The organism is Streptomyces sp. NPDC085931 (assembly GCF_044540565.1).
In the GTDB taxonomy this organism is placed as follows: Bacteria; Actinomycetota; Actinomycetes; order Streptomycetales; family Streptomycetaceae; genus Streptomyces.
Map to the genome: position 1 here is coordinate 261733 of NZ_JBITSK010000005.1, position 20465 is coordinate 282197.

The window sequence follows — 20465 nt, forward strand, 5'->3', positions numbered from 1 at the left end:
CACCGGTAGGAATCGCAACGGAAAGGACATGACCCGCCGCACCCCCGGAGGCGGCCGGACCGAAGGGCGAGACAGGGCTGACCACCATGTGACCGGCCGGTAAGGTCTGGACCGTGCCGAAGCCGCTCAGTCTCTCCTTCGACCCGATCGCGCGCGCCGACGAACGCTGGAAGCAGCGCTGGGGAAACGTGCCGTCCATGGCCGCGATCACCTCGATCATGCGCGCCCAGCAGATCCTCCTGGCCGAGGTCGACGCGGTGGTCAAGCCGTACGGGCTGACGTTCGCGCGCTACGAGGCGCTGGTGCTGCTCACCTTCTCCAAGTCGGGCGAGCTGCCGATGTCCAAGATCGGCGAGCGGCTCATGGTCCACCCCACCTCCGTGACCAACACCGTGGACCGCCTCGTGCGGTCCGGCCTGGTCGCCAAGCGGCCCAACCCGAACGACGGCCGGGGCACCCTCGCCAGCATCACCGACAAGGGCCGCGAGGTCGTCGAGTCGGCCACCCGCGACCTGATGGCGATGGACTTCGGGCTCGGGGTGTACGACGCCGAGGAGTGCGCGGAGATCTTCGCGATGCTGCGCCCGCTGCGGGTCGCCGCGGGGGACTTCCAGGAGCAGTGACCCGGGGCAAGATCCCCCGGAACGGGTGGTTACGCTCGACGGCATGAAAAAGAGCGTGCTGACCCGCTACCGCGTGATGGCCTACGTCACCGGCGTGCTGCTGGTCCTGCTGACCCTGGGCATGATCGGCAAGTATGTGCTCGACCTGGACGGCGCGGCCGACTTCACGCGCGTCGTCAGCATCGCGCACGGCTGGCTCTACGTCGTGTACCTGGTCTTCGCCTTCGACCTGGGCTCCAAGGCGAAGTGGCCGGTCGCCAAGCAGCTGTGGGTGCTGCTCGCCGGCACCATCCCCACGGCCGCCTTCTTCGTGGAGCGCCGGATCAGCCGCGAGCTGGGCGACCGGGTCGCGCAGGACGCGCCCGCGCCCGTCAAGGCGTAACCGCACCGCCGTACGGAGCAACGTACGGCGGTCTGCCATCGACATTTACTAGGACGTCCTAGTAAATTCGAGGGTATGGACGCTCACGCCATAGAGGAAGGCCGCCGTCGCTGGCAGGCCCGCTACGACGCCGCGCGCAAGCGCGAGGCCGACTTCACGACGCTCTCCGGCGATGCCGTGGAGCCGGTGTACGGCCCCCGGCCCGGGGACACGTACGAGGGCTTCGAACGGATCGGCTGGCCGGGGGAGTACCCCTTCACCCGCGGCCTGTACGCGACCGGCTACCGGGGGCGGACGTGGACGATCCGGCAGTTCGCCGGGTTCGGCAACGCCGAGCAGACCAACGAGCGCTACAAGATGATCCTCCGCAACGGCGGGGGCGGGCTCTCGGTCGCCTTCGACATGCCGACCCTGATGGGCCGCGACTCCGACGACCCCCGCTCGCTGGGCGAGGTGGGGCACTGCGGCGTGGCCATCGACTCGGCCGCCGACATGGAGGTCCTGTTCAAGGACATCCCGCTCGGTGACGTCACGACGTCCATGACCATCAGCGGCCCGGCCGTCCCGGTCTTCTGCATGTACCTGGTCGCCGCCGAGCGGCAGGGCGTGGACCCGTCCGTGCTGAACGGCACGCTCCAGACGGACATCTTCAAGGAGTACATCGCGCAGAAGGAGTGGCTCTTCCAGCCCGAGCCGCACCTGCGGCTCATCGGCGACCTGATGGAGCACTGCGCGGCCGGCATCCCCGCCTACAAGCCGCTGTCCGTCTCCGGCTACCACATCCGCGAGGCCGGGGCGACGGCCGCGCAGGAGCTGGCCTACACCCTCGCGGACGGCTTCGGGTACGTGGAGCTGGGCCTCTCGCGCGGCCTGGACGTCGACGTCTTCGCCCCCGGCCTGTCCTTCTTCTTCGACGCGCACGTCGACTTCTTCGAGGAGATCGCCAAGTTCCGCGCGGCGCGCCGCATCTGGGCCCGCTGGATGCGGGACGTCTACGGCGCGAAGTCCGACAAGGCCCAGTGGCTGCGCTTCCACACGCAGACCGCCGGCGTCTCCCTCACCGCGCAGCAGCCCTACAACAACGTCGTACGCACGGCCGTGGAGGCCCTGGCGGCCGTGCTCGGCGGGACGAACTCGCTGCACACCAACGCGCTCGACGAGACCCTCGCCCTGCCGAGCGAGCAGGCCGCCGAGATCGCGCTGCGCACGCAGCAGGTGCTGATGGAGGAGACCGGCGTCGCCAACGTCGCCGACCCGCTGGGCGGTTCCTGGTACGTCGAGCAGCTGACCGACCGGATCGAGGCCGACGCCGAGAAGATCTTCGAGCAGATCAGGGAGCGCGGCCTGCGGGCGCACCCCGACGGGCGGCACCCGATCGGCCCGATCACCTCCGGCATCCTGCGCGGCATCGAGGACGGCTGGTTCACCGGCGAGATCGCCGAGTCGGCGTTCCGGTACCAGCAGGCGCTGGAGAAGGGCGACAAGAAGGTCGTCGGCGTGAACGTCCACACCGGCTCGGTCACCGGCGACCTGGAGATCCTGCGGGTCAGCCACGAGGTGGAGCGCGAGCAGGTGCGCGTCCTGGCCGAGCGGAAGGCGGCCCGCGACGACGCGGCGGTGCGTTCCGCGCTGGACGCGATGCTCGCCGCCGCGCGCGACGGCTCCAACATGATCGGGCCGATGCTCGACGCGGTGCGCGCCGAGGCCACGCTCGGCGAGATCTGCGGGGTCCTGCGGGACGAGTGGGGGGTCTACACGGAGCCGGCCGGTTTCTGAAGCCGTCCCCCGTCGCTCCTCGGGTTCAGCGCCTGCACCCGAGGAGCATGCCGCTGCGGGGCTCGCCGTAGGCGATGCCCGACAGGTCGTACACGTCGGACGCGGGCTCCTGGCACCAGACCGTGTTCAGCCTGCCGGTGACCTGGACCGTCCCGGCGTGCTGCACCCACACCGAGTTCTCGTGCCCGTAGACGTACAGCCCGTCACAGGACCCGGTGAGGGTCAGGGCCACGTCGTCGGCGTAGACCTCCACCGCCCCGCCACGGCAGTGGTGGGTCCGCCGGCCGCCGTCGGTGTCGATCCGCAGCTCCGTCGGCACCGGCGACGTGTCGGGCGACTCGGTCGGGGTCGGGCTCGGAGCGGGGCTCTGCGTCGGATCCGGGGGCGGAGGGTTCTGCTCGTTCGGGTCCTCGGCGGACGCCTCGCACCAAGGCGTCGACGAGGCGTCGGCCGGGGGCCTGTCGTCGGAGATCCCCAGTCCGCGCAGGGCGGCGGCGGCCTGGGCGAGGGCGACGGTGTCCGTCGTCGAGCGGCAGATCGGCCGGTGATCCCCGACCTGCGCCACGACGACGACGTTCTCCACCCGGATCAGGGCGTACGACGGGGTGCCGGGGCCGGACACGGCGGCCTCCTGGCCGAGTCCGCGGACGTCCCGCTCCGCTCCCCACTCCTCCCGCAGAAGATCGAACATCTCCGACGCCACCTCCACGGCGCTGCGGGAGGTCCTGGGGCGCGCGACTTCGACGAAGACGTTGAGGAAGTAGGAACCGACGTAGCTGTTGTCCGGAACCGGGAACCAGCTCGACGCGTCCAGCAGCGGCGCCGAGGCGGCGTCCGTCTCACCTTCCCAGGTGCACGAGTACCGGTCCTTGTCGGCATACTCGTTCTTCGTCTGCCGGTAGCCCTTCGGCACCTGCAGCAACGGGCAGCCCAGCTCCTCCCCCTCGTACGGCCCCGGCGCACCCGGTGTGAGACTCGCGCCGAGCAGGATCAGCAGGGCGGCGGGAACCGCGGACAGGTTGACCGGCAGGGGAGGGAGGGGAAGGCGCCGGGGCGGGGCCGGCTCGGGCGCGGGGCCACCGGCGAGGCGCTCTTGGAGCCGGGCGTGGCGGAACTCGTACACACCGCCGGCCTGGCGCAGGACACCCCGGTCGTGGGCGTCCTCCAGGAACGCGCCGAGCGCCCAGGGCAGCCGGCCGGTGGTGGCGAGGGCGATCCGCGTGGTCGTGAATGCCCACCACGCCGACGCGGCGAGCCCGAGCAGGGCGAGCGCGACCAGGGAGCCGGCCGCGGCGACCGTCCAGATGAGCGGGCCGACCGCGGCGTGACCGCCGGTGCGGTTCCACGCGGTCACCACCAGCAGCGGACCGAGGGCCGTCCAGGCGAGGAGCCAGGAGCGGACGGCGGCCGGTCCCTCGCCGCGCAGCGCGTGGACGGGGGCCAGGAGCAGGACCGAGGTGCGGTCCGAGCGCAGCAGCTGCCAGGGGCTGCCGGCCTCGGTGACGTCGACGGCGTGGTCGACGAAGGCGCGTGCCGCGAACAGCAGCAGGAGGGCGGCGAGCACGGCGGGAGGGATATGCAGGGGGAGTCCGATGGGCAGGACCACGGCCGCGGCGATCGCACCCTGTCCGAAGAACGCCCGCCACCGCCCGCGCACGGCGACCCGGCGTGGCGCGATCCCGCTGTCCGGGGTGCCGAAGGGCCTGGTCAGCAGCGCGGCCAGGCACGCCGTGGCCTGAACGCCGAGGACGTACGGCGGGGGCGGTTGCTGGGGCCGGGGCGGCTGCCCCAGGACCAGCCAGCCGGTGACGCCGAGGGTGAGGACGAGGGCCAGGACCTCCAGCGCCGCGCGGGCCGCTTCGGGGACACCCGGAGTCAGACGCCACCAGGTGATCTCGCGCAGTCCCAGGCGCTGGAGGCGCTGGGCGAGGGTGGTCAGCCACGCCCGGGCATGGGCGGCGGTCCACTCGGGGCCGGGCTTCCCCGTGGCCGGGTCGGGACCCGGACCACGGCGGTAGACGGCGGCGACGAACTGGTCGAGGAGGTGGTGCTCGACGGCGTCCCGGTCGGGAAAGGCGTCCTCCCGCAGCAGTTCGGACGGGAAGGCGCCGGTCTCGCTGTAGGCGGCGCGGGCGAGGGCGACCATCAGCGGGGTGGACAGAACCTCGCCGAGGAGGGCGCCCCGGGCGCCGGGAGCGTTCAGCACCTCCCTCCAGGAAGAGCCGTCGTCGCCGTTCCGGCGGGCAGGGTCGACCGTCCGGGGCAGAAACTCCCTCAGATCCTCCGCCGCGAGCGGTGCCAGCTCAACCACCTCGGCGGGCCGCAGCGACGCGCCACCCCCGGCGACGGCCTTCCGGTATTCCTCGCGACGGCTGGTCAGCACCACGGGCCCGGTGCGCCCGCCCTGCCGTTCATTGAGCGCCTCGATGAGCCGGGGGCGCGCAGCGGCGGGCAGCTCGTCGAGGCCGTCGAGGACCGGGAGGAGCCGGCCCGTGCGGTACAGCTTGACCGCTGTGTCGGGATCCCCCAGATCGGCGAGCCGGGGACAGGCCCGCACGATGCGGGTCGCGACCCACTCCTCGAAGGGGGTCGCAGGGTTCCAGGAGGCCAGAGGCAACAGAACCGCCACCGGCGCCCCGGGATTCTCGTTCCTGCGGTGGGCGAGATGGGCCAGCACGAACCGCGCGGCCAGTACCGACTTGCCGGCCCCGGGACCGCCGAGCACCACCAGCCGCCGCGACGGGGCCGCCTCGAAAGCGTCCCGGATGCGTTCGAAACTCCCGTGCGGCTCCCGAAGGCCGGTACGCGGACCAGGCGGAGGTTCCCGGAGCGAGGGGTCGACCCGGTGCCAGCGCACCGGCAAGGGTGCCGGGTCGTACAGCAGCCGGGCCTGCTCCTCACGCTCCCAGGCGGCCTCGGTCGTCGCCGCGAGCAGCGCGGCGGCCGAGTTCAGCCGGTACTCCTCGTCGAGGGCGCGGTAGCCCCGCCATCTGCGTCTGGCCCGTCGCAGCTGAAGGACGGCACCGGCCAGGCAGAGCAGCGCGCCCCCGGCCAGCAGCCAGGTGATCACTGGCTGCCGCTGGGAGCCCAGCCGGTCCAGCGCCTGCCAGCCGAGCAGTCCGGTGGTCCCGAACAGTGCGAAGGCGAGGGCGTAGCCGGTCACCACGGGCCAGGCGTTGACGCCGCTGCCCGGAAAGACGAGATGGCCCACGATCGTCCGTGCCTGCACGACGACCTGGGCGTTGCCGCTGTAGACGTTCTGCGATGCCGGCTGCCGATTCCCCAACTCGTCCGGCTGCCCGTTCGGTTCAGCCGTCATACGCACCTCGTAAGACCATCGTGCGGCACCATACCCATCAGGGCACGTTTCGCGAACAACTGGAGGACCGGCGTGGAACCCATCACGGCAGGACTGCTCTTGGCCCTGGCCTCGGGGACGGCCGGTGCGGCCGGGGAACAGATGTGGGCGTCCCTGCGCGAGCTGGTCGTCCGAAGGGGCTCACGTTCCGGCGAGGAGGAGCCGGCGGTGCCCGCGGACCCTCCGCGCAGCGAGGAACGGGCCGGGCAGCTCGCCGAGCTGCTCAACGAACGCGCCCGGCAGGACCCCGACTTCGCCGACGCGCTGGAGATCTGGCGGCGACGGGCCGGCGCGCAGGTCGCCTCCCGGTCCGGGGACGTCACCAACACCATCACGGGCGGTTCTCAGGGAACGGTGATCCAGGGCCGGGACTTCCACGGCGGCTTCACCATCGGCGGCGGCTCCTCCTGAGCCAGGCCGCACCGCACACCCGGATGCGGGCATGGCTCAGCCGGCCGCCGGGCGCGCGGACTGCGCCGCCAGTCCCCGGAGCAGCACCTGGGTGAAGCCGTGGACCCACTCCTCGTCCACCGGCTCGCCGCTCACCAGAGTGCGGTGGACCACCGCGCCCGCCACCATGTCGAAGATCAGGTCCACCGTCCGGGCGGCCGCCCCGGGGTCCGGTTCCGGCGGGAGTTCGCCTCTCGCCTGGGCCCGGGCGCGGCCCTGGAGGACCAGGCGCTTCTGCCGGTCGACGACCGAGGCGCGGACGCGTTCGCGCAGGGCCTCGTCGCGGGTGGCCTCCGCCACCACCGCCATCAGGCCGCTCTTGGCCTCGGGCAGGGCCAGGATCGCGGCGAACTGCGCGACCACGCCCTCGATGTCCGCCGCCAGGGAGCCGCGGTCGGGCAGTTCCAGCGCGTCGAAGAGTTCGGCGACCGCGTCGACGACCAGTTCGTTCTTGCCCGCCCAGCGGCGGTAGAGCGTCGTCTTCGCGACCCCGGCCCGGGTCGCGACGTCTCCCAGCGTCAGCTTGGACCAGCCCAGGTCCACGAGCGCCTCCCGCGTGGCGGCCAGGATCGCGGCGTCCGCCGCGGCGCTGCGCGGGCGCCCGGTGCGGCTGGCTGGGCTGCGGCTGTGCATGTCCCGACGATAAACCGGCGGTTCCCGTGCGGCGCCGTGAGGGAGATCACCGGGGCGGGGTGTCCCCGGGGTGCGGCATGGCATTACGCTACGACTCGTAGCGAAAGCCTGTGCGGGACGTGTACGGGCCTCGCGCACCCGGCGCGGGCGGGGACCCGGCGCCGAACGACGACCGGCCGGCCTTGCTTTCACACCGTTTTTCACACGCGCGCGCAGTACGGGGGAGGATAGACGCATGCAGCCACGGAACATGTCCATGAGCGGAGTCGTCGACCTCGCCGCGGTGAAGGCGGCCCAGGAGGCCAAGGCGAAGGCGGAGCAGGCGCGCGCCCAAGCAGCCCGTGAGGGCGGGGCGGGGGCGATCTCCCCGGCCGATCTCGTCATCGACGTCGACGAGGCGGGGTTCGAGCGGGACGTCCTGCAGCGGTCCGCCGAGGTCCCGGTCGTCATCGACTTCTGGGCCGAGTGGTGTCAGCCCTGCAAGCAGCTGAGCCCGGTCCTGGAGCGGCTGGCCGTCGAGTACAACGGCCGCATCCTGCTCGCCAAGATCGACGTCGACGCCAACCAGATGCTGATGCAGCAGTTCGGCATCCAGGGGATCCCCGCGGTCTTCGCGGTCGTCGCGGGGCAGGCGCTGCCGCTCTTCCAGGGCGCCGCGGGCGAGGAGCAGATCCGGCAGACCCTGGACCAGCTGGTGCAGGTCGCCGAGCAGCGCTTCGGCCTGACCGGCCTCACCGTCGACCCCGACGCCGAGCCCGGCGCCCGCACGGCCCCGGAGCGGCCGGCCGGCCCGCACGACGGGCTCCTCGAAGCCGCCGTGCAGGCGCTGGACTCGGGGGACCTGGGCGGTGCCGTCCAGGCGTACAGGAACGTGCTGGCCGAGGACCCGGGCAACGAGGAGGCCAAACTGGGCCTCGCGCAGGCCGAGTTGCTCCAGCGCGTGCGGGGCGTCGACCCGCAGACGGTGCGCCGGGAGGCGGCCGAGAAGCCGGCCGACGTGCAGGCGCAGATCGCCGCCGCCGACCTGGATCTGGTGGGCGGCCATGTCGAGGACGCCTTCGGCCGGCTCATCGAGACCGTGCAGCGCACGGTGGGTGACGACCGGGACACCGTGCGCATGCGGCTGCTGGAGCTGTTCGAGGTGGTCGGACCCGAGGACCCCCGGGTGATCGCGGCTCGCCGGGCCCTGGCGCGCGCCCTGTTCTGACCAGTCGTTAAACGCGCGGGCCGGTGAGGCCCGCGTGAAAAGTTCACTCCGGACGTGTCACCGCGGCCGCGCTTTGCCAAAACTTGGCAAACGCGGCCGCTGTTACTGCGAGTAAGTCGCAGGCGTTGATCTGTCGGATTCTGTCCAGCGATCAACAGCTTTGTACCGCCCCTTCGGGCCACCCTGAGTCGCCGACCGAGACCGATGGGTCGTTGTTCGGTTATCCGGCCGTTACTAGCGAGTAACGAACCCCCTTGTGCGGGCGGCGAGAATGCACCACGATCGGCCACGCTCGGTCCAATCCCGTACCCCGGCAGCCGGTTGGGTCGCGGGACGTCCTGGGTCCCCACCGAGCAGAGCCGGCGGCAGTGGCGCCGGCTCTTGGACAGGGGGGTCTTCGCCCGTCCGGCGAAGCCTGTCCAGCAGGGTTGTGCGTGATGCGTGTCAGGCGCGACCAGTGGTTGTCGCTCGGGGGTGATCGCCGGTGATTCGGGCGCAGTTGCGCCGCCGAGTGCAGGCGCTCTCCTTCCCGAGGACGTAGCACTTCTCCCATCCCTGCCCGGCTGAGCCGCGACTCGGGGCGAGCCAGGACAGGAGATGTACGTCCGAGAAGGAGGAAATATGGAGTCCCAGGTGCGTGGCGGGACCAGATGGAAGCGGTTCGCTGTGGTCATGGTGCCCAGCGTCGCCGCCACGGCTGCGATAGGTGTCGCCCTCGCGCAGGGCGCTCTCGCCGCGTCGTTCAGCGTCTCCGGCCAGTCGTTCAAGGTCACGACCGACCAGCTCGTCGGTGAGGGCTTCTCGCAGTACGGCGCCCTCGACGAGGGATACACGCTCGACGGCAAGAAGTCGGTTCACCCGGTCGCGGTCTCGTCGTTCAAGTCGGCGACGATCAAGAACCTGTGCCAGTCGGTCGTCACCCCGAACATTCCGGTGCTCGGGAACGTCAGCCTGATCCTGCGTGCGGGTCAGGGTGCCAAGCCGGTCGAGGCGCAGAACCTCTACATCGACGTCGCCGACCTCAGCGCGGACGCGACGTTCGAGAACATCGACATCGGTGTGGCCGCCAAGGACGCCAACAAGGGTCCGGCCATGAGGAAGGGCGAGACGGCGAACCCGTACGGCTTCGCCCAGCAGGCGGACCGGGCCACCCTGACCGACGTGAAGCAGACGGCGTGGGCGACCACCGCCGGAACCTTCAAGCTCAGCGGCCTGAAGATGTCGCTGTCGACGGGTGTCAAGGAGTGCTACTAAGCACTCGATGACGGGCGGGGGAGCCGGTGGCGCCCCCGCCCGTCCACCTTCCGGCCGCGCCTTCACGCGCGGCCCACATCACCACCACAGCAACGCCGTACCAGGGAGCTGTTTTTCCATGAGCGCCGAGACTCCTGCCGCAGGCGGCCAGTTCACTCTCCGGAGGCAGCAGTTCCGCGCCTGGCGGGGTACGCGGCCGTTCTGGGCCGGGCTGTTCGTCCTGCTCAGCGGACTGCCCATCGCCTACTTCCCGTACGCCAACCTCCAGATCGGTCACCTGACGCTGGCGATGGCGACCACCGCGGGTGCCGGGTCCCTGATCATCGGTGTGCTGCTCGTCGTACTGGGCGTCAGCCTCTGGTTCCAGAAGCACGTCCGCGTCTTCGCGGGAGTCGCGGCCATCCTGCTGGCGCTGGTGTCCATCCCGGTGTCCAACCTCGGCGGCTTCCTCATCGGCTTCCTGCTCGCCCTCGTGGGCGGCGCGATGGCCGTGGCCTGGGCGCCGGGCGCACCGCCCGCCGGGCAGCCCGCCACCCACGCCGCCGAGGGCACGGGCGGGGCTCCCGGGGCGACCGGCCTCGACACCACGGTGATCAAGCCCGTGGACGGCCCGGACGCGCCGAACGATCTGTCAGGAACGAACCCGGCCAACGGGGCGAACGGGAGGCACAGTGCCGGCTGACGAGGTGACCCACGGGACTGATGTGGAGGCGTCCCGTGTGAGATCCGGGCCGCGCCACGCGGCACCCAAGAAGCCGCTGTTCACCAGGTTCAACAGGCCGGCCGGCAAGGCGATAGCCATGGCGGCGATGCCGACGGCGGTGCTCATGGGGATGGGCTTCACGTCGACGCTCGCGCTCGCCGACAGCAACAACCCGGCGGCGCCGACGGCCAAGAGCCTGACGGTGGACGAGTACAAGGACTGCGTGGCGGCCCTGGAGGACGAGGGGAAGACCGCCGAGGACGACGCCTCGGCCTCGCCCACGCCGTCCCCCTCGGCCAGTGACGGCGCGACGGACGACCAGGACGACCACAGCGGCACGGCCCCGCAGCCGTCGCCCTCCACCGGCACGGGCGGTACGGGCGGCACGGACGACAGCGAGGGCGGCTCCTCTTCGCCGGATTCAGGTTCCGACGACGAGGACGAGCCCGCGCCCGCCCCGGCCCCCAGCAAGCCCGCCACGGGCGGCGACGACGCGACGGCCACGCCGTCCCCCTCGCCGTCCGGGAAGGACGGCGGCCTGCTGGAGGGCATCGGCGACGCCATCGGCGACATCGGCGACATCCTGGGCGGCGGCGGCAAGGCGGAGGCGAGCCCGAGCCCGACCCCGTCCGCCACGGCGTCCGAGACGGCCGGCAAGCCCGCCGAGGACGCCGCCGCCCCCGCCCCGGAGGCGACCGGAAAGGCCACCGGCCCGGCCGGGGACACCGCCGGCAAGACCGTGGAGGACAGCGCCGGGACGGCCGGCCGGCCCGCCGGGACCGCCGGGGGCGCCGCCAAGGCCGTGGAGAAGGCGGCCGAGGAGAAGGGGCCCGAGGCCACCGCCTCGCCCAGCCCGACCCCCAGCGCGAGCGCCACCACGGACCCCGACGACTGCCCGGCCGCCACCGACGCCGAGGGCGGCGTCGACAACACGGTGCCGCTGCCCGACGACCCCTGGTACCTCAACGCCAGCTCGCTGACGCTCAAGGGCGCCGACTACAAGGGCGTCGTCGAGGTGCGCACCGCGGGCGGCTCGGTCAAGAAGGTGCTGAAGTACGTCATCTCCGGCGGCACCGACATCGGCGACCTCCACCAGACGGTCAAGGACAAGCAGTCCGGCAAGACCTACCACGTGCAGGCGGCCAAGGGCTCGACGTCCACGATCCGCGACGGCGACACCGTGATGTACACCGAGAGCATCTCGGGCAACCTGCTCGGGCTGATCCCGATCACGTTCGACCCGGAGCACCCGCCGCCGCTGAACATCCCGCTGATCTACTTCACCAACGTGAAGGTGACCCAGGCGGGCCAGTTCGGCGGGACCCTGCACGTGCCGGGACTGCACAACTACATCGACTGAGCGCCCACAGAGCCCGTTCGGGAGCCGCACACACCGAGGGCGCCCCCTGGAATCCAGGGGGCGCCCTCGGCGTCGTGCACGGCCCCGCGGGGGCCTGCGCCGGATCAGCTCTCGGAGCCCAGGTGGTGGACCCGCACCATGTTGGTGGTGCCGGGGACGCCGGGCGGCGAACCGGCCGTGATCACCACGATGTCGCCCGTGTTGAAGCGGTTGAGCTTGACCAGCTCCTGGTCCACCAGGTCGACCATCTCGTCGGTGCTGTTCACGAACGGCACCACGTACGGCTCCACGCCCCAGCTCAGCGCCATCTGGTTGCGGGTGCCCTCGTCGGTGGTGAAGGCGATGATCGGCTGCTGCGCGCGGTAGCGGGACAGCCGGCGGGCGGTGTCGCCGGACTGCGTGAAGGCCACCAGGCCGCGGCCGCCCAGGAAGTCGGCGATCTCGCAGGCCGCGCGGGCCACCGAACCGCCCTGCGTGCGCGGCTTCTTGCCCGGCACGAGCGGCTGCAGGCCCTTGGACATCAGCTCCTGCTCGGCCACGGTGACGATCTTCGACATCGTCTTGACGGTCTCGATCGGGTACGCGCCCACGCTCGACTCGGCGGACAGCATGACCGCGTCGGCCCCGTCCAGGATCGCGTTGGCCACGTCGGAGGCCTCGGCGCGGGTCGGACGGGAGTTGGTGATCATCGACTCCATCATCTGGGTCGCCACGATCACCGGCTTGGCGTTGCGCCGGCACAGCTCGATCAGGCGCTTCTGCACCATGGGGACCTTCTCGAGCGGGTACTCGACGGCGAGGTCACCGCGGGCGACCATCACACCGTCGAACGCCATCACGACGTCCTCCATGTTCTGCACCGCCTGCGGCTTCTCCACCTTGGCGATGACCGGGACGCGGCGGCCCTCCTCGTCCATGATGCGGTGCACGTCCTGGACGTCCTTGGCGTCGCGGACGAAGGACAGCGCGACCAGGTCGCAGCCCATGCGGAGCGCGAAGCGGAGGTCCTCGACGTCCTTCTCGGACAGGGCGGGCACGTTGACGGCCGCGCCGGGCAGGTTGATGCCCTTGTGGTCGGAGATGACGCCGCCCTCGATGACGATCGTCTTCACCTTCGGGCCCTCGACCTCGGTGACCTTCAGCTCGACGTTGCCGTCGTTGATGAGCACCTGGTCGCCCTTGTTGACGTCGCCGGGCAGACCCTTGTAGGTCGTCCCGCAGATCGTCTTGTCGCCCGGGACGTCCTCGGTGGTGATGGTGAACTCGTCACCGCGCACCAGCTCCACGGGGCCCTCGGCGAAGGTCTCCAGCCGGATCTTCGGGCCCTGCAGGTCGGCGAGGACACCGATGGCCCGGCCGGTCTCCTTGGCGGCGGCCCGGACCCGGTCGTACCGGCCCTGGTGCTCGGCGTGCGTGCCGTGGCTGAAGTTGAAGCGGGCCACGTTCATGCCGGCTTCGATCAACGCGACAAGCTGATCGTGGGAGTCGACCGCGGGGCCGAGAGTACAGACGATTTTCGAACGGCGCATGGGGGCGATCCTATCGGTTTGTTTCCCAGCGGAATATTCCGTCTGGCGGAAAATACAAAAGGGCGGGATGCCGCTCAGGTGTGATTCCCCGAACCATTTACCAGCGCGTAGGTCTGTGTCGCGATCTCCAATTCCTCGTCGGTGGGGACCACCGCCACCGCCACCCGGGCGCCCTCGGGTGAGATGAGCCGCGCCTCGTCGCCGCGCACGGCGTTGCGCTCGCCGTCCACCGCGATGCCCAGCTCCTCCAGGCCCGCCAGGGCGGCCTGGCGCACCGGAGCCGCGTTCTCGCCCACACCGGCGGTGAAGGCGATCGCGTCCACCCGCCCGAGCACGGCGTAATAGGCGCCGATGTACTTCTTCAGCCGGTGAATGTAGATGTCGAACGCCAGCTCCGCCCGCTCGTCGCCCGCGTCCACGCGGCGGCGGATCTCCCTCATGTCGTTGTCGCCGCACAGACCGATCAGACCGCTCTTCTTGTTGAGAAGAGTGTCGATCTCGTCGGCGGACATTCCCCCAACACGCATCAAATGGAAGATGACGGCCGGGTCCATGTCACCGGAGCGCGTACCCATCACGAGCCCCTCCAAAGGCGTCAGGCCCATGGAGGTGTCCACGCAGCGGCCGCCCCGCACCGCCGAGGCCGACGCCCCGTTGCCCAGGTGCAGCACGATCACGTTCACCTCGGACGGGTCCTTGCCCAGCAGTTCCGCCGTGGCCCGGGAGACGTAGGCGTGGGAGGTGCCGTGGAAGCCGTAGCGGCGGATGCGGTGCGCGTCGGCCGTCTCGACGTCGATCGCGTAGCGCGCGGCCGACTCCGGCATCGTCGTGTGGAAGGCGGTGTCGAAGACGGCGACCTGCGGCAGGTCGGGCCGCAGCGCCTGCGCGGTGCGGATGCCGGTGAGGTTGGCCGGGTTGTGCAGCGGGGCCACCGGGATGAGCCGCTCGATCTCGGCGAGCACCCGCTCGTCGATCACGGTCGGCTCGGTGAAGGACCTGCCGCCGTGCACCACGCGGTGGCCGATCGCGGCCAGCTCCGGGGAGTCCAGGCCGAGGCCGTCCCTGGCGAGTTCCTCGGCCACGGCCTTCAGGGCGGCGTCGTGATCGGCGATCGCCCCGCCGCGCTCCCGGCTCTCGCCGCCGGCCGGGGTGTGCTTCAGCCGGGAGGTCCGCTCGCCGATGCGCTCGACCAGGCCCACCGCGAGCCGGCCGCTGTCCCGCATGTCCAGCAGCTGGTACTTGAGGGACGAGGAACCGGAGTTGAGGACGAGGACACGGGTGGGGCTCACTGGGCTGCCGCCTTCTCGCTCGGGGTCTGGGCCTGGATCGCCGTGATGGCGACGGTGTTGACGATGTCCTGGACCAGGGCGCCCCGGGACAGGTCGTTGACCGGCTTGCGCAGGCCCTGCAGCACCGGCCCGACGGCGATCGCGCCGGCCGAGCGCTGCACGGCCTTGTAGGTGTTGTTGCCGGTGTTCAGGTCGGGGAAGATCAGCACGCTCGCCTGGCCGGCGACCTCGGAGCCGGGCAGCTTGGTCGCCGCGACCGACGGCTCCACGGCGGCGTCGTACTGGATCGGCCCCTCGATCCTCAGGTCGGGCCGGCGCGCGCGGACCAGCTCGGTGGCCTCGCGCACCTTGTCCACGTCGGCGCCCGAGCCGGAGGTGCCGGTCGAGTACGACAGCATCGCGATCCGCGGCTCCACCCCGAACTGCGCGGCCGTGGCCGCCGACTGGACGGCGATGTCGGCGAGCTGCTCGGCGTCCGGGTCCGGGTTGACCGCGCAGTCGCCGTAGACGAGCACCTTGTCGGCCAGGCACATGAAGAACACGGACGAGACGATGTCCGCGTCCGGCTTGGTCTTGATGATCTCGAAGGCCGGGCGGATGGTCGCGGCCGTGGAGTGCACCGAGCCCGACACCATGCCGTCGGCGAGGCCCTCCTGGACCATCAGCGTGCCGAAGTAGTTCACGTCCGAGACGACGTCGTAGGCCAGCTCCACCGTGACGCCCCGGTGGGCGCGCAGGGCCGCGTACTTCTCGGCGAAGCCGTCCCGCAGCGCGGAGGTGGCCGGGTCGATCAGCTGCGTCTCGCCCAGGTCCACGCCGAGGTCGGCGGCCTTCTTGCGGATCTGGTCGACCGGGCCGAGCAGGGTCAGCTCGCACACGCCGCGGCGCAGCAGCACCTCGGCGGCGTGCAGCACGCGCTCCTCGGTGCCCTCGGGCAGCACCACCCGGCGCAGGTCGCTGCGGGCCTGCTCCAGCAGCTTGTGCTCGAACATCATCGGGGTGACGCGGTCGCTGCTGGGCGCGGAGACGCGGCGCGCGAGGTCGCCGGTGTCGGCGTAGCGCTCGAACAGGCCCAGGGCCCGCTCCGCCTTGCGCGGGGTGGCCGCGTTGAGCTTGCCCTCCAAGGAGAACAACTGCTCGGCGGTGGGGAAGCTGTTGCCGGTCACCGACAGCACCGGAGTGCCGGGCGCGAGGCGGTCGGCGAGGGTGAGGATGTCCTGGCCGGGCACCTCGTTCAGGGTGAGCAGGACACCGGCGATCGGCGGGGTGCCGGCGCTGTGCGCGGCGAGGGCGCCCACGACCAGGTCGGCCCGGTCGCCCGGGGTGACGACGAGGCAGCCCGGAGTCAGGGCGCCCAGGAAGTTCGGCAGCATCGCGCCGCCGAAGACGAAGCCGAGCACGTCCCGGGCGAGCCCGGAGTCGTCGCCGAGCACCACCGTGGCGCCGAGGGCGTGACTGATCTGCGAGACCGTCGGAGCGGACAGGGCCGGCTCGTCGGGCAGCACGTAACAGGGCACCGGGAGCCGGGAGTCGAGCTGGCGGGCGATCTCGTCGCGGTCCTCGCGGGCGACCCGGTTGGCGACCATGGCCAGGACGTCGCAGCCGAGGGTGTCGTAGGCGCGGTAGGCGTTGCGCGTCTCGGCGAGCACGGCCTCCACGGGCTGCTTGCGGCCGCCGACGACCGGGAGCACGGACGCGCCGAACTCGTTCGCCAGCCGGGCGTTGAGCGACAGCTCGTCCGGGAGCTGGGTGTCGGCGTAGTCGGTGCCGAGGACCAGGACGACGTCGAAGTCGCGGGCGACCCGGTGGAAGCGGTCGACGAGGGTGGACACCAGCTCGTCCGTGCCGGCCTCGGCCTGGAGGGCGGACGCCTCGTGGTAGTCCATGCCGTACACGGTCGCCGGGTCCTGGGCGAGCCGGTAGCGGGCGCGCAGCAGCTCGAAGAGGCGGTCCGGCCCGTCGTGGACCAGGGGGCGGAAGACGCCCACCCGGTCGACCTGGCGGGTGAGGAGTTCCATGACCCCCAGTTCGACGACCTGGCGGCCGTCACCGCGGTCGATGCCGGTCACGTACACGCTGCGGGTCACGCGAGCTCTCCGTTTCGTTCCGAGTGGGGGTGTGCGTCTGGCCACCGTCTGTCCAGCCGGGGGCACAAAAATCGCCCACCGAGGTGAGCAGAACCCTCTTGACAATACCTCTGCCGCTATATAAGGCGCCCGTCAGACCGGGGTGCCGCAGCGGGCTGTGGAGCGTGAAAGAATCGGCAGTGGCTCACCGGTGTCAACAGCGAGCAGGAGACACAGCACGATGCGTATCGGAGTTCTCACCGCAGGCGGCGACTGCCCCGGCCTGAACGCCGTGATCCGGTCGGTCGTGCACCGGGCGGTCGACAACTACGGCGACGAGGTCATCGGGTTCGAGGACGGCTACGCCGGGCTCCTCGACGGGCGCTACCGCACCCTCGACCTGAACGCGGTCAGCGGCATCCTCGCCCGCGGCGGCACGATCCTCGGCTCGTCCCGGCTGGAGCGCGACCGGCTGCGCGAGGCGTGCGAGAACGCCTCCGACATGATCCACGAGTTCGGCATCGACGCGCTCATCCCGATCGGCGGCGAGGGCACGCTGACGGCCGCCCGCATGCTGTCCGACGCTGGGCTGCCCGTCGTGGGCGTGCCCAAGACGATCGACAACGACATCTCCTCCACGGACCGCACCTTCGGCTTCGACACCGCGGTCGGCGTCGCCACCGAGGCGATGGACCGCCTGAAGACCACCGCCGAGTCCCACCAGCGGGTGATGGTCGTGGAGGTCATGGGCCGGCACGCGGGCTGGATCGCGCTGGAGTCCGGTATGGCCGCCGGCGCGCACGGCATCTGCCTGCCGGAGCGCCCGTTCGACCCGGCCGACCTGGTGAAGATGGTCGAGGAGCGCTTCTCCCGCGGCAAGAAGTTCGCCGTCATCTGCGTCGCCGAGGGCGCCCACCCGGCCGACGGCACCATGGACTACGGCAAGGGCGCCATAGACAAGTTCGGCCACGAGCGCTTCCAGGGCATCGGCACGGCCCTCGCGCACGAGCTGGAGCGGCGCCTGGGCAAGGAGGCCAAGCCGGTCATCCTCGGCCACGTCCAGCGCGGCGGTGTGCCGACCGCCTACGACCGGGTGCTCGCCACGCGGTTCGGCTGGCACGCGGTGGAGGCCGCGCACCAGGGCCGGTTCGGCCACATGACCGCGCTGCGCGGGACGGACATCGTGATGGTGCCGCTCGCCGAGGCCGTGACCGAGCTGAAGACCGTGCCCAAGGACCGCATGGACGAGGCCGAGTCGGTCTTCTAGCCACCCTCCCGGCCGTCGTCCCGCAGCTTCGCCCAGAAGTGCTCGACGATCCGGTCGAGGAAGTCCTGGCCGGCGCCGCCCGCGTCACCGGCGCCGCCGCCCCAGCTCAGGGTGGCGGCCATGTGCCCCTGGTAGTCCTCGTGCAGGCTCCGCAGGGCTGCCTCCAGGAACCGCCGGTCCAGGGGGACGAGCCGGGCCACCGGGCGTACGTAGGCCTGCCAGCGGGTGGTGACCGCGCTGCGCAGCAGGTCGCCCAGGCGTGCGTCGCGGCCGGTGACGGTGACGAAGTCGGGCAGGCCGAGGCCCAGCAGCTCGGCCAGCGCGGCGGACTGGCGCTCGGTGCCGCGCCAGCTGTCGGTCTCCTCCATGCGCAGATACGCGTGGACGTCGTGCCCGACCGCCCGGGCCACGTCCTCGGGGGCGAGGCAGCGGGCGATGCGGTGTTCGCGCAGGGTGCGCGGTCTGCCGATGAGCTCGGCGGGTGAGCACCACAGCACGCCCGCGAGGGCGGTGAGTTCGGAGCCGGACGGGGCCGTGATCCCGCGCTCCCAGGCGATGACGTGGTCCGGGGAGATGTGCGGGTGCCCGTACGAGACGCGCATGCCGTGGGCGACGTGCTCGGGGGCCATGCCGAGGGCCGCGCGCAGCCGGCGCGCGGCGGGGGCGTTGAAGGGCGGAGTCGTCGTGGGGGAGGGCTCGCTCGGGCGGGGTGAAGGTCGGCGCACGGGCCACAAGCTAGGGCCGCCGGACTGCGGCGACTACGGTCTGTTCGGCCAGGATCACGGATTGTAGGAAGCTACGGCTACCGGTGGGTTCACCGGCACCGGGGTCCGCCTGTCCGAGGGACGGGTGTGCGGGCGCGGGACGCGCCCCGAGCGGCGACCGGGACGGGCGGCGGCCGTGCCTCCGGTGAACGGCAAGCTCAACGGGCATATTCGCGTTCCTGATCCCCCGTGTCGCGCAGTGGTGGGCGCGGTCCGGGCGGCCTCGGCGCCGTCCGCCCGGGCGGGAGCCGGCGTCGCGTGCGCCTCGGTCGCCGGCCCGGCGGGGCCGGAGCCCGGACGAACGTGCGGCGTGATTCATGCGGTCCGCCGCGGACGGACCTCCCGTGTGATTCGTGATCGCCGGGCCATTGACCCACGCCGTTCACCCACTTAGCCTCCATCTGCATACGTAGACGTCGTCTGCATACAGAGATGGGTCACCGGTTCAAAGGGGAACTGCCTTGCCTCTGCTCGTCGTCGGGATCAGCGTCCTGATCCTGCTGCTCCTCATGACCAGACTGCGGCTGAACGGCTTCGCCGCCCTGCTGCTGGTGGCGGTCGGGGTCGCGCTCGTGCAGGGCATCCCCGTGGCGACCGTCCCGGACGTCCTCTCCGAGGGCATCGGGGACCAGATCGGCGACACCATGCTGACCATCGGGCTCGGCGCCATGGTCGGCCGCGTGATGGGGGACTCCGGAGCCGCGCAGCGCATAGCCGGCAGGCTCCTGGACGCCTTCGGGCCGCGCTGGGTCCAGGTGGCCATGGTCGTCACGGCCATGCTGATCGGCGTCACCATGTTCTACGAGGTCGCGTTCATCATCATCGTGCCGATCGCGTTCACGCTGGTCCGGGTCACCGGGGCCAAGCTGCTGTGGGTCGGGCTGCCCATGTCCATCGCCCTGTCCACCATGCACAGCTTCCTGCCGCCGCACCCCGGGCCCACCGCCGTCGCCGCGACCTTCCACGCCTCCGTCGGACTCACCCTGTTCTACGGCCTGTTCATCGCCGTCCCCGCCGGGGCGCTCATCGCCCTGACCTGGCCGCGCCTGCCGTTCGTCGCGCGGCTGACGCCGTCCATCCCCAAGGGCCTGGTCAGCGAGCGGGAGTTCACCGAGGAGGAGATGCCCGGGCTCGGCTGGTCGCTGTGCGTGGCGCTGTTCCCGGTGGTGCTGATCGTGGCCGCCGCCGTGACCGACATGACCACCTCCGGGGAGAGCCCGCTCCTGCACACCGTCGCCTTCGCCGGTTCGGCGCCGATCGCGCTGCTGCTGACGCTGTGCCTGGCGGTCTGGGCGTTCGGGCCGCGGATCGGGCGCAGCCTCGGCGACGTCGGGGCGTCCTGCACGTCGGCGGCCCAGGCGATGGCGATGATCCTGCTGGTGATCGGCGCGGGCGGGGCCTTCAAGAACGTCCTGGTCGAAGGCGGGATCTCCGGCTACATCAAGGACGTCACCGACGGCTGGCCGGTCTCGCCGATCGTCCTCGCCTGGCTCGTCGCGGTCATCCTGCGCGTCGCGCTCGGCTCGGCCACGGTCGCCGTCGTCACCGCGTCCGGGGTGGCGCTGCCCCTGCTCGCCGGCGGCGGGGTCCACCCTGAGGTCATGGTGCTGGCCGTGGCCTGCGGCTCCATCGCGTTCTCCCATGTGAACGACCCGGGCTTCTGGCTGTTCAAGGAGTACTTCAACCTCTCCGTCGTCGAGGCGATCAAGGTGCGCACGTCCTACACGACCGTGCTGGCCGTGCTCGGGCTCGGCGGGGTCCTGGTGGCCGAGGCGGTCCTCGACGTCCTCGGTCCGTGAGTCAT

Annotated in this window: 16 protein-coding genes; 10 read left to right on the forward strand and 6 right to left on the reverse strand. The window is 71.6% G+C overall.

The window, feature by feature from the left end:
* Nucleotides 1-113: 113 nt before the first annotated feature.
* The 3 genes from ACIGAN_RS12405 to ACIGAN_RS12415 all read left to right on the forward strand — a co-directional run bounded on the left by ACIGAN_RS12405 (nucleotide 114) and on the right by ACIGAN_RS12415 (nucleotide 2781).
* Nucleotides 114-623, forward strand: a complete 510-nt coding sequence (locus ACIGAN_RS12405) for a MarR family winged helix-turn-helix transcriptional regulator (RefSeq protein ID WP_365097701.1) — start codon at nucleotides 114-116, stop codon at nucleotides 621-623.
* Between the two features lie 43 nt (nucleotides 624-666).
* Nucleotides 667-1005 carry a DUF3817 domain-containing protein gene (locus ACIGAN_RS12410; protein ID WP_365097703.1) on the forward strand — a complete coding sequence of 113 codons (339 nt, stop codon included), beginning with the start codon at nucleotides 667-669 and terminating at the stop codon, nucleotides 1003-1005.
* Nucleotides 1006-1080: 75 nt separating this feature from the next.
* Nucleotides 1081-2781, forward strand: a complete 1701-nt coding sequence (locus tag ACIGAN_RS12415; protein WP_365097705.1) for an acyl-CoA mutase large subunit family protein — start codon at nucleotides 1081-1083, stop codon at nucleotides 2779-2781.
* Between the two features lie 25 nt (nucleotides 2782-2806).
* Here ACIGAN_RS12415 and ACIGAN_RS12420 read toward each other — a convergent pair whose 3' ends face one another.
* Complete coding sequence (locus ACIGAN_RS12420) at nucleotides 2807-6100, reverse strand: NACHT domain-containing protein (RefSeq protein WP_399857043.1); 3294 nt, start codon at nucleotides 6098-6100, stop codon at nucleotides 2807-2809.
* 72 nt (nucleotides 6101-6172) lie between these two features.
* On the opposite strand from ACIGAN_RS12420, the gene ACIGAN_RS12425 reads away from it, so the two are divergent.
* Nucleotides 6173-6550 carry a hypothetical protein gene (locus tag ACIGAN_RS12425; protein WP_365735898.1) on the forward strand — a complete coding sequence of 126 codons (378 nt, stop codon included), beginning with the start codon at nucleotides 6173-6175 and terminating at the stop codon, nucleotides 6548-6550.
* A 36-nt stretch (nucleotides 6551-6586) separates the two neighbouring features.
* On the opposite strand, the gene ACIGAN_RS12430 is transcribed toward ACIGAN_RS12425, so the two are convergent.
* Nucleotides 6587-7222, reverse strand: coding sequence for a TetR/AcrR family transcriptional regulator (locus ACIGAN_RS12430; protein WP_365735896.1), 636 nt, complete (start codon nucleotides 7220-7222; stop codon nucleotides 6587-6589).
* A 235-nt stretch (nucleotides 7223-7457) separates the two neighbouring features.
* Here ACIGAN_RS12430 and ACIGAN_RS12435 point away from each other — a divergent pair, with 235 nt between their 5' ends.
* The 4 genes from ACIGAN_RS12435 (at nucleotide 7458) to ACIGAN_RS12450 (ending at nucleotide 11746) form a co-directional block, all read left to right on the forward strand.
* Nucleotides 7458-8429, forward strand: coding sequence for a tetratricopeptide repeat protein (locus ACIGAN_RS12435; protein WP_399857046.1), 972 nt, complete (start codon nucleotides 7458-7460; stop codon nucleotides 8427-8429).
* Nucleotides 8430-9050: 621 nt separating this feature from the next.
* Nucleotides 9051-9683, forward strand: coding sequence for a DUF6230 family protein (locus ACIGAN_RS12440; protein ID WP_311679326.1), 633 nt, complete (start codon nucleotides 9051-9053; stop codon nucleotides 9681-9683).
* Nucleotides 9684-9801: 118 nt separating this feature from the next.
* On the forward strand, nucleotides 9802-10365 hold the full coding sequence (locus ACIGAN_RS12445; RefSeq protein WP_365097709.1) for a DUF6114 domain-containing protein: 564 nt from the start codon (nucleotides 9802-9804) through the stop codon (nucleotides 10363-10365).
* Nucleotides 10355-11746: a hypothetical protein gene (locus ACIGAN_RS12450; RefSeq protein WP_399857049.1), complete on the forward strand. Its 1392-nt coding sequence runs from the start codon at nucleotides 10355-10357 to the stop codon at nucleotides 11744-11746. The genes ACIGAN_RS12445 and ACIGAN_RS12450 overlap by 11 nt, the downstream gene beginning before the upstream one ends.
* 104 nt (nucleotides 11747-11850) lie before the next feature.
* Here the strand turns inward: ACIGAN_RS12450 and pyk are convergent, their stop codons facing one another.
* The 3 genes from pyk to pta form a co-directional block, all read right to left on the reverse strand.
* Complete coding sequence (gene pyk / locus ACIGAN_RS12455) at nucleotides 11851-13275, reverse strand: pyruvate kinase (protein ID WP_365097713.1); 1425 nt, start codon at nucleotides 13273-13275, stop codon at nucleotides 11851-11853.
* A gap of 74 nt (nucleotides 13276-13349) precedes the next feature.
* Complete coding sequence (locus ACIGAN_RS12460) at nucleotides 13350-14564, reverse strand: acetate kinase (protein ID WP_365735888.1); 1215 nt, start codon at nucleotides 14562-14564, stop codon at nucleotides 13350-13352.
* Nucleotides 14561-16651: a phosphate acetyltransferase gene (gene pta, locus ACIGAN_RS12465; protein ID WP_365097717.1), complete on the reverse strand. Its 2091-nt coding sequence runs from the start codon at nucleotides 16649-16651 to the stop codon at nucleotides 14561-14563. Before pta ends, ACIGAN_RS12460 begins: the two co-directional genes overlap by 4 nt.
* 220 nt (nucleotides 16652-16871) lie before the next feature.
* Here pta and ACIGAN_RS12470 point away from each other — a divergent pair, with 220 nt between their 5' ends.
* Entirely contained in the window at nucleotides 16872-17897 is a 1026-nt protein-coding gene (locus ACIGAN_RS12470) for an ATP-dependent 6-phosphofructokinase (protein WP_365735884.1), read from the forward strand.
* Here the strand turns inward: ACIGAN_RS12470 and ACIGAN_RS12475 are convergent.
* Nucleotides 17894-18631, reverse strand: coding sequence for a helix-turn-helix domain-containing protein (locus ACIGAN_RS12475; protein WP_399857052.1), 738 nt, complete (start codon nucleotides 18629-18631; stop codon nucleotides 17894-17896). The two genes, ACIGAN_RS12470 and ACIGAN_RS12475, sit on opposite strands and share 4 nt — an antisense overlap.
* A 491-nt stretch (nucleotides 18632-19122) precedes the next feature.
* Here ACIGAN_RS12475 and ACIGAN_RS12480 point away from each other — a divergent pair, with 491 nt between their 5' ends.
* Nucleotides 19123-20460 (forward strand): gluconate:H+ symporter, encoded by a 1338-nt coding sequence (locus tag ACIGAN_RS12480; protein WP_399857054.1) that lies wholly within the window; start codon nucleotides 19123-19125, stop codon nucleotides 20458-20460.
* Nucleotides 20461-20465: the final 5 nt, after the last annotated feature.

Bases quoted from the DNA above. Each gene is read 5' to 3' on its own strand.
- ACIGAN_RS12470 (WP_365735884.1), top strand. From the start codon at position 16,872: ATGCGTATCGGAGTTCTCACCGCAGGCGGCGACTGCCCCGGCCTGAAC.
- ACIGAN_RS12410 (WP_365097703.1), top strand. From the start codon at position 667: ATGAAAAAGAGCGTGCTGACCCGCTACCGCGTGATGGCCTACGTCACC.
- ACIGAN_RS12415 (WP_365097705.1), top strand. From the start codon at position 1,081: ATGGACGCTCACGCCATAGAGGAAGGCCGCCGTCGCTGGCAGGCCCGC.
- ACIGAN_RS12445 (WP_365097709.1), top strand. From the start codon at position 9,802: ATGAGCGCCGAGACTCCTGCCGCAGGCGGCCAGTTCACTCTCCGGAGG.
- ACIGAN_RS12430 (WP_365735896.1), bottom strand. From the start codon at position 7,222: ATGCACAGCCGCAGCCCAGCCAGCCGCACCGGGCGCCCGCGCAGCGCC.
- ACIGAN_RS12440 (WP_311679326.1), top strand. From the start codon at position 9,051: ATGGAGTCCCAGGTGCGTGGCGGGACCAGATGGAAGCGGTTCGCTGTG.
- ACIGAN_RS12435 (WP_399857046.1), top strand. From the start codon at position 7,458: ATGCAGCCACGGAACATGTCCATGAGCGGAGTCGTCGACCTCGCCGCG.
- ACIGAN_RS12420 (WP_399857043.1), bottom strand. From the start codon at position 6,100: ATGACGGCTGAACCGAACGGGCAGCCGGACGAGTTGGGGAATCGGCAG.
- pyk (WP_365097713.1), bottom strand. From the start codon at position 13,275: ATGCGCCGTTCGAAAATCGTCTGTACTCTCGGCCCCGCGGTCGACTCC.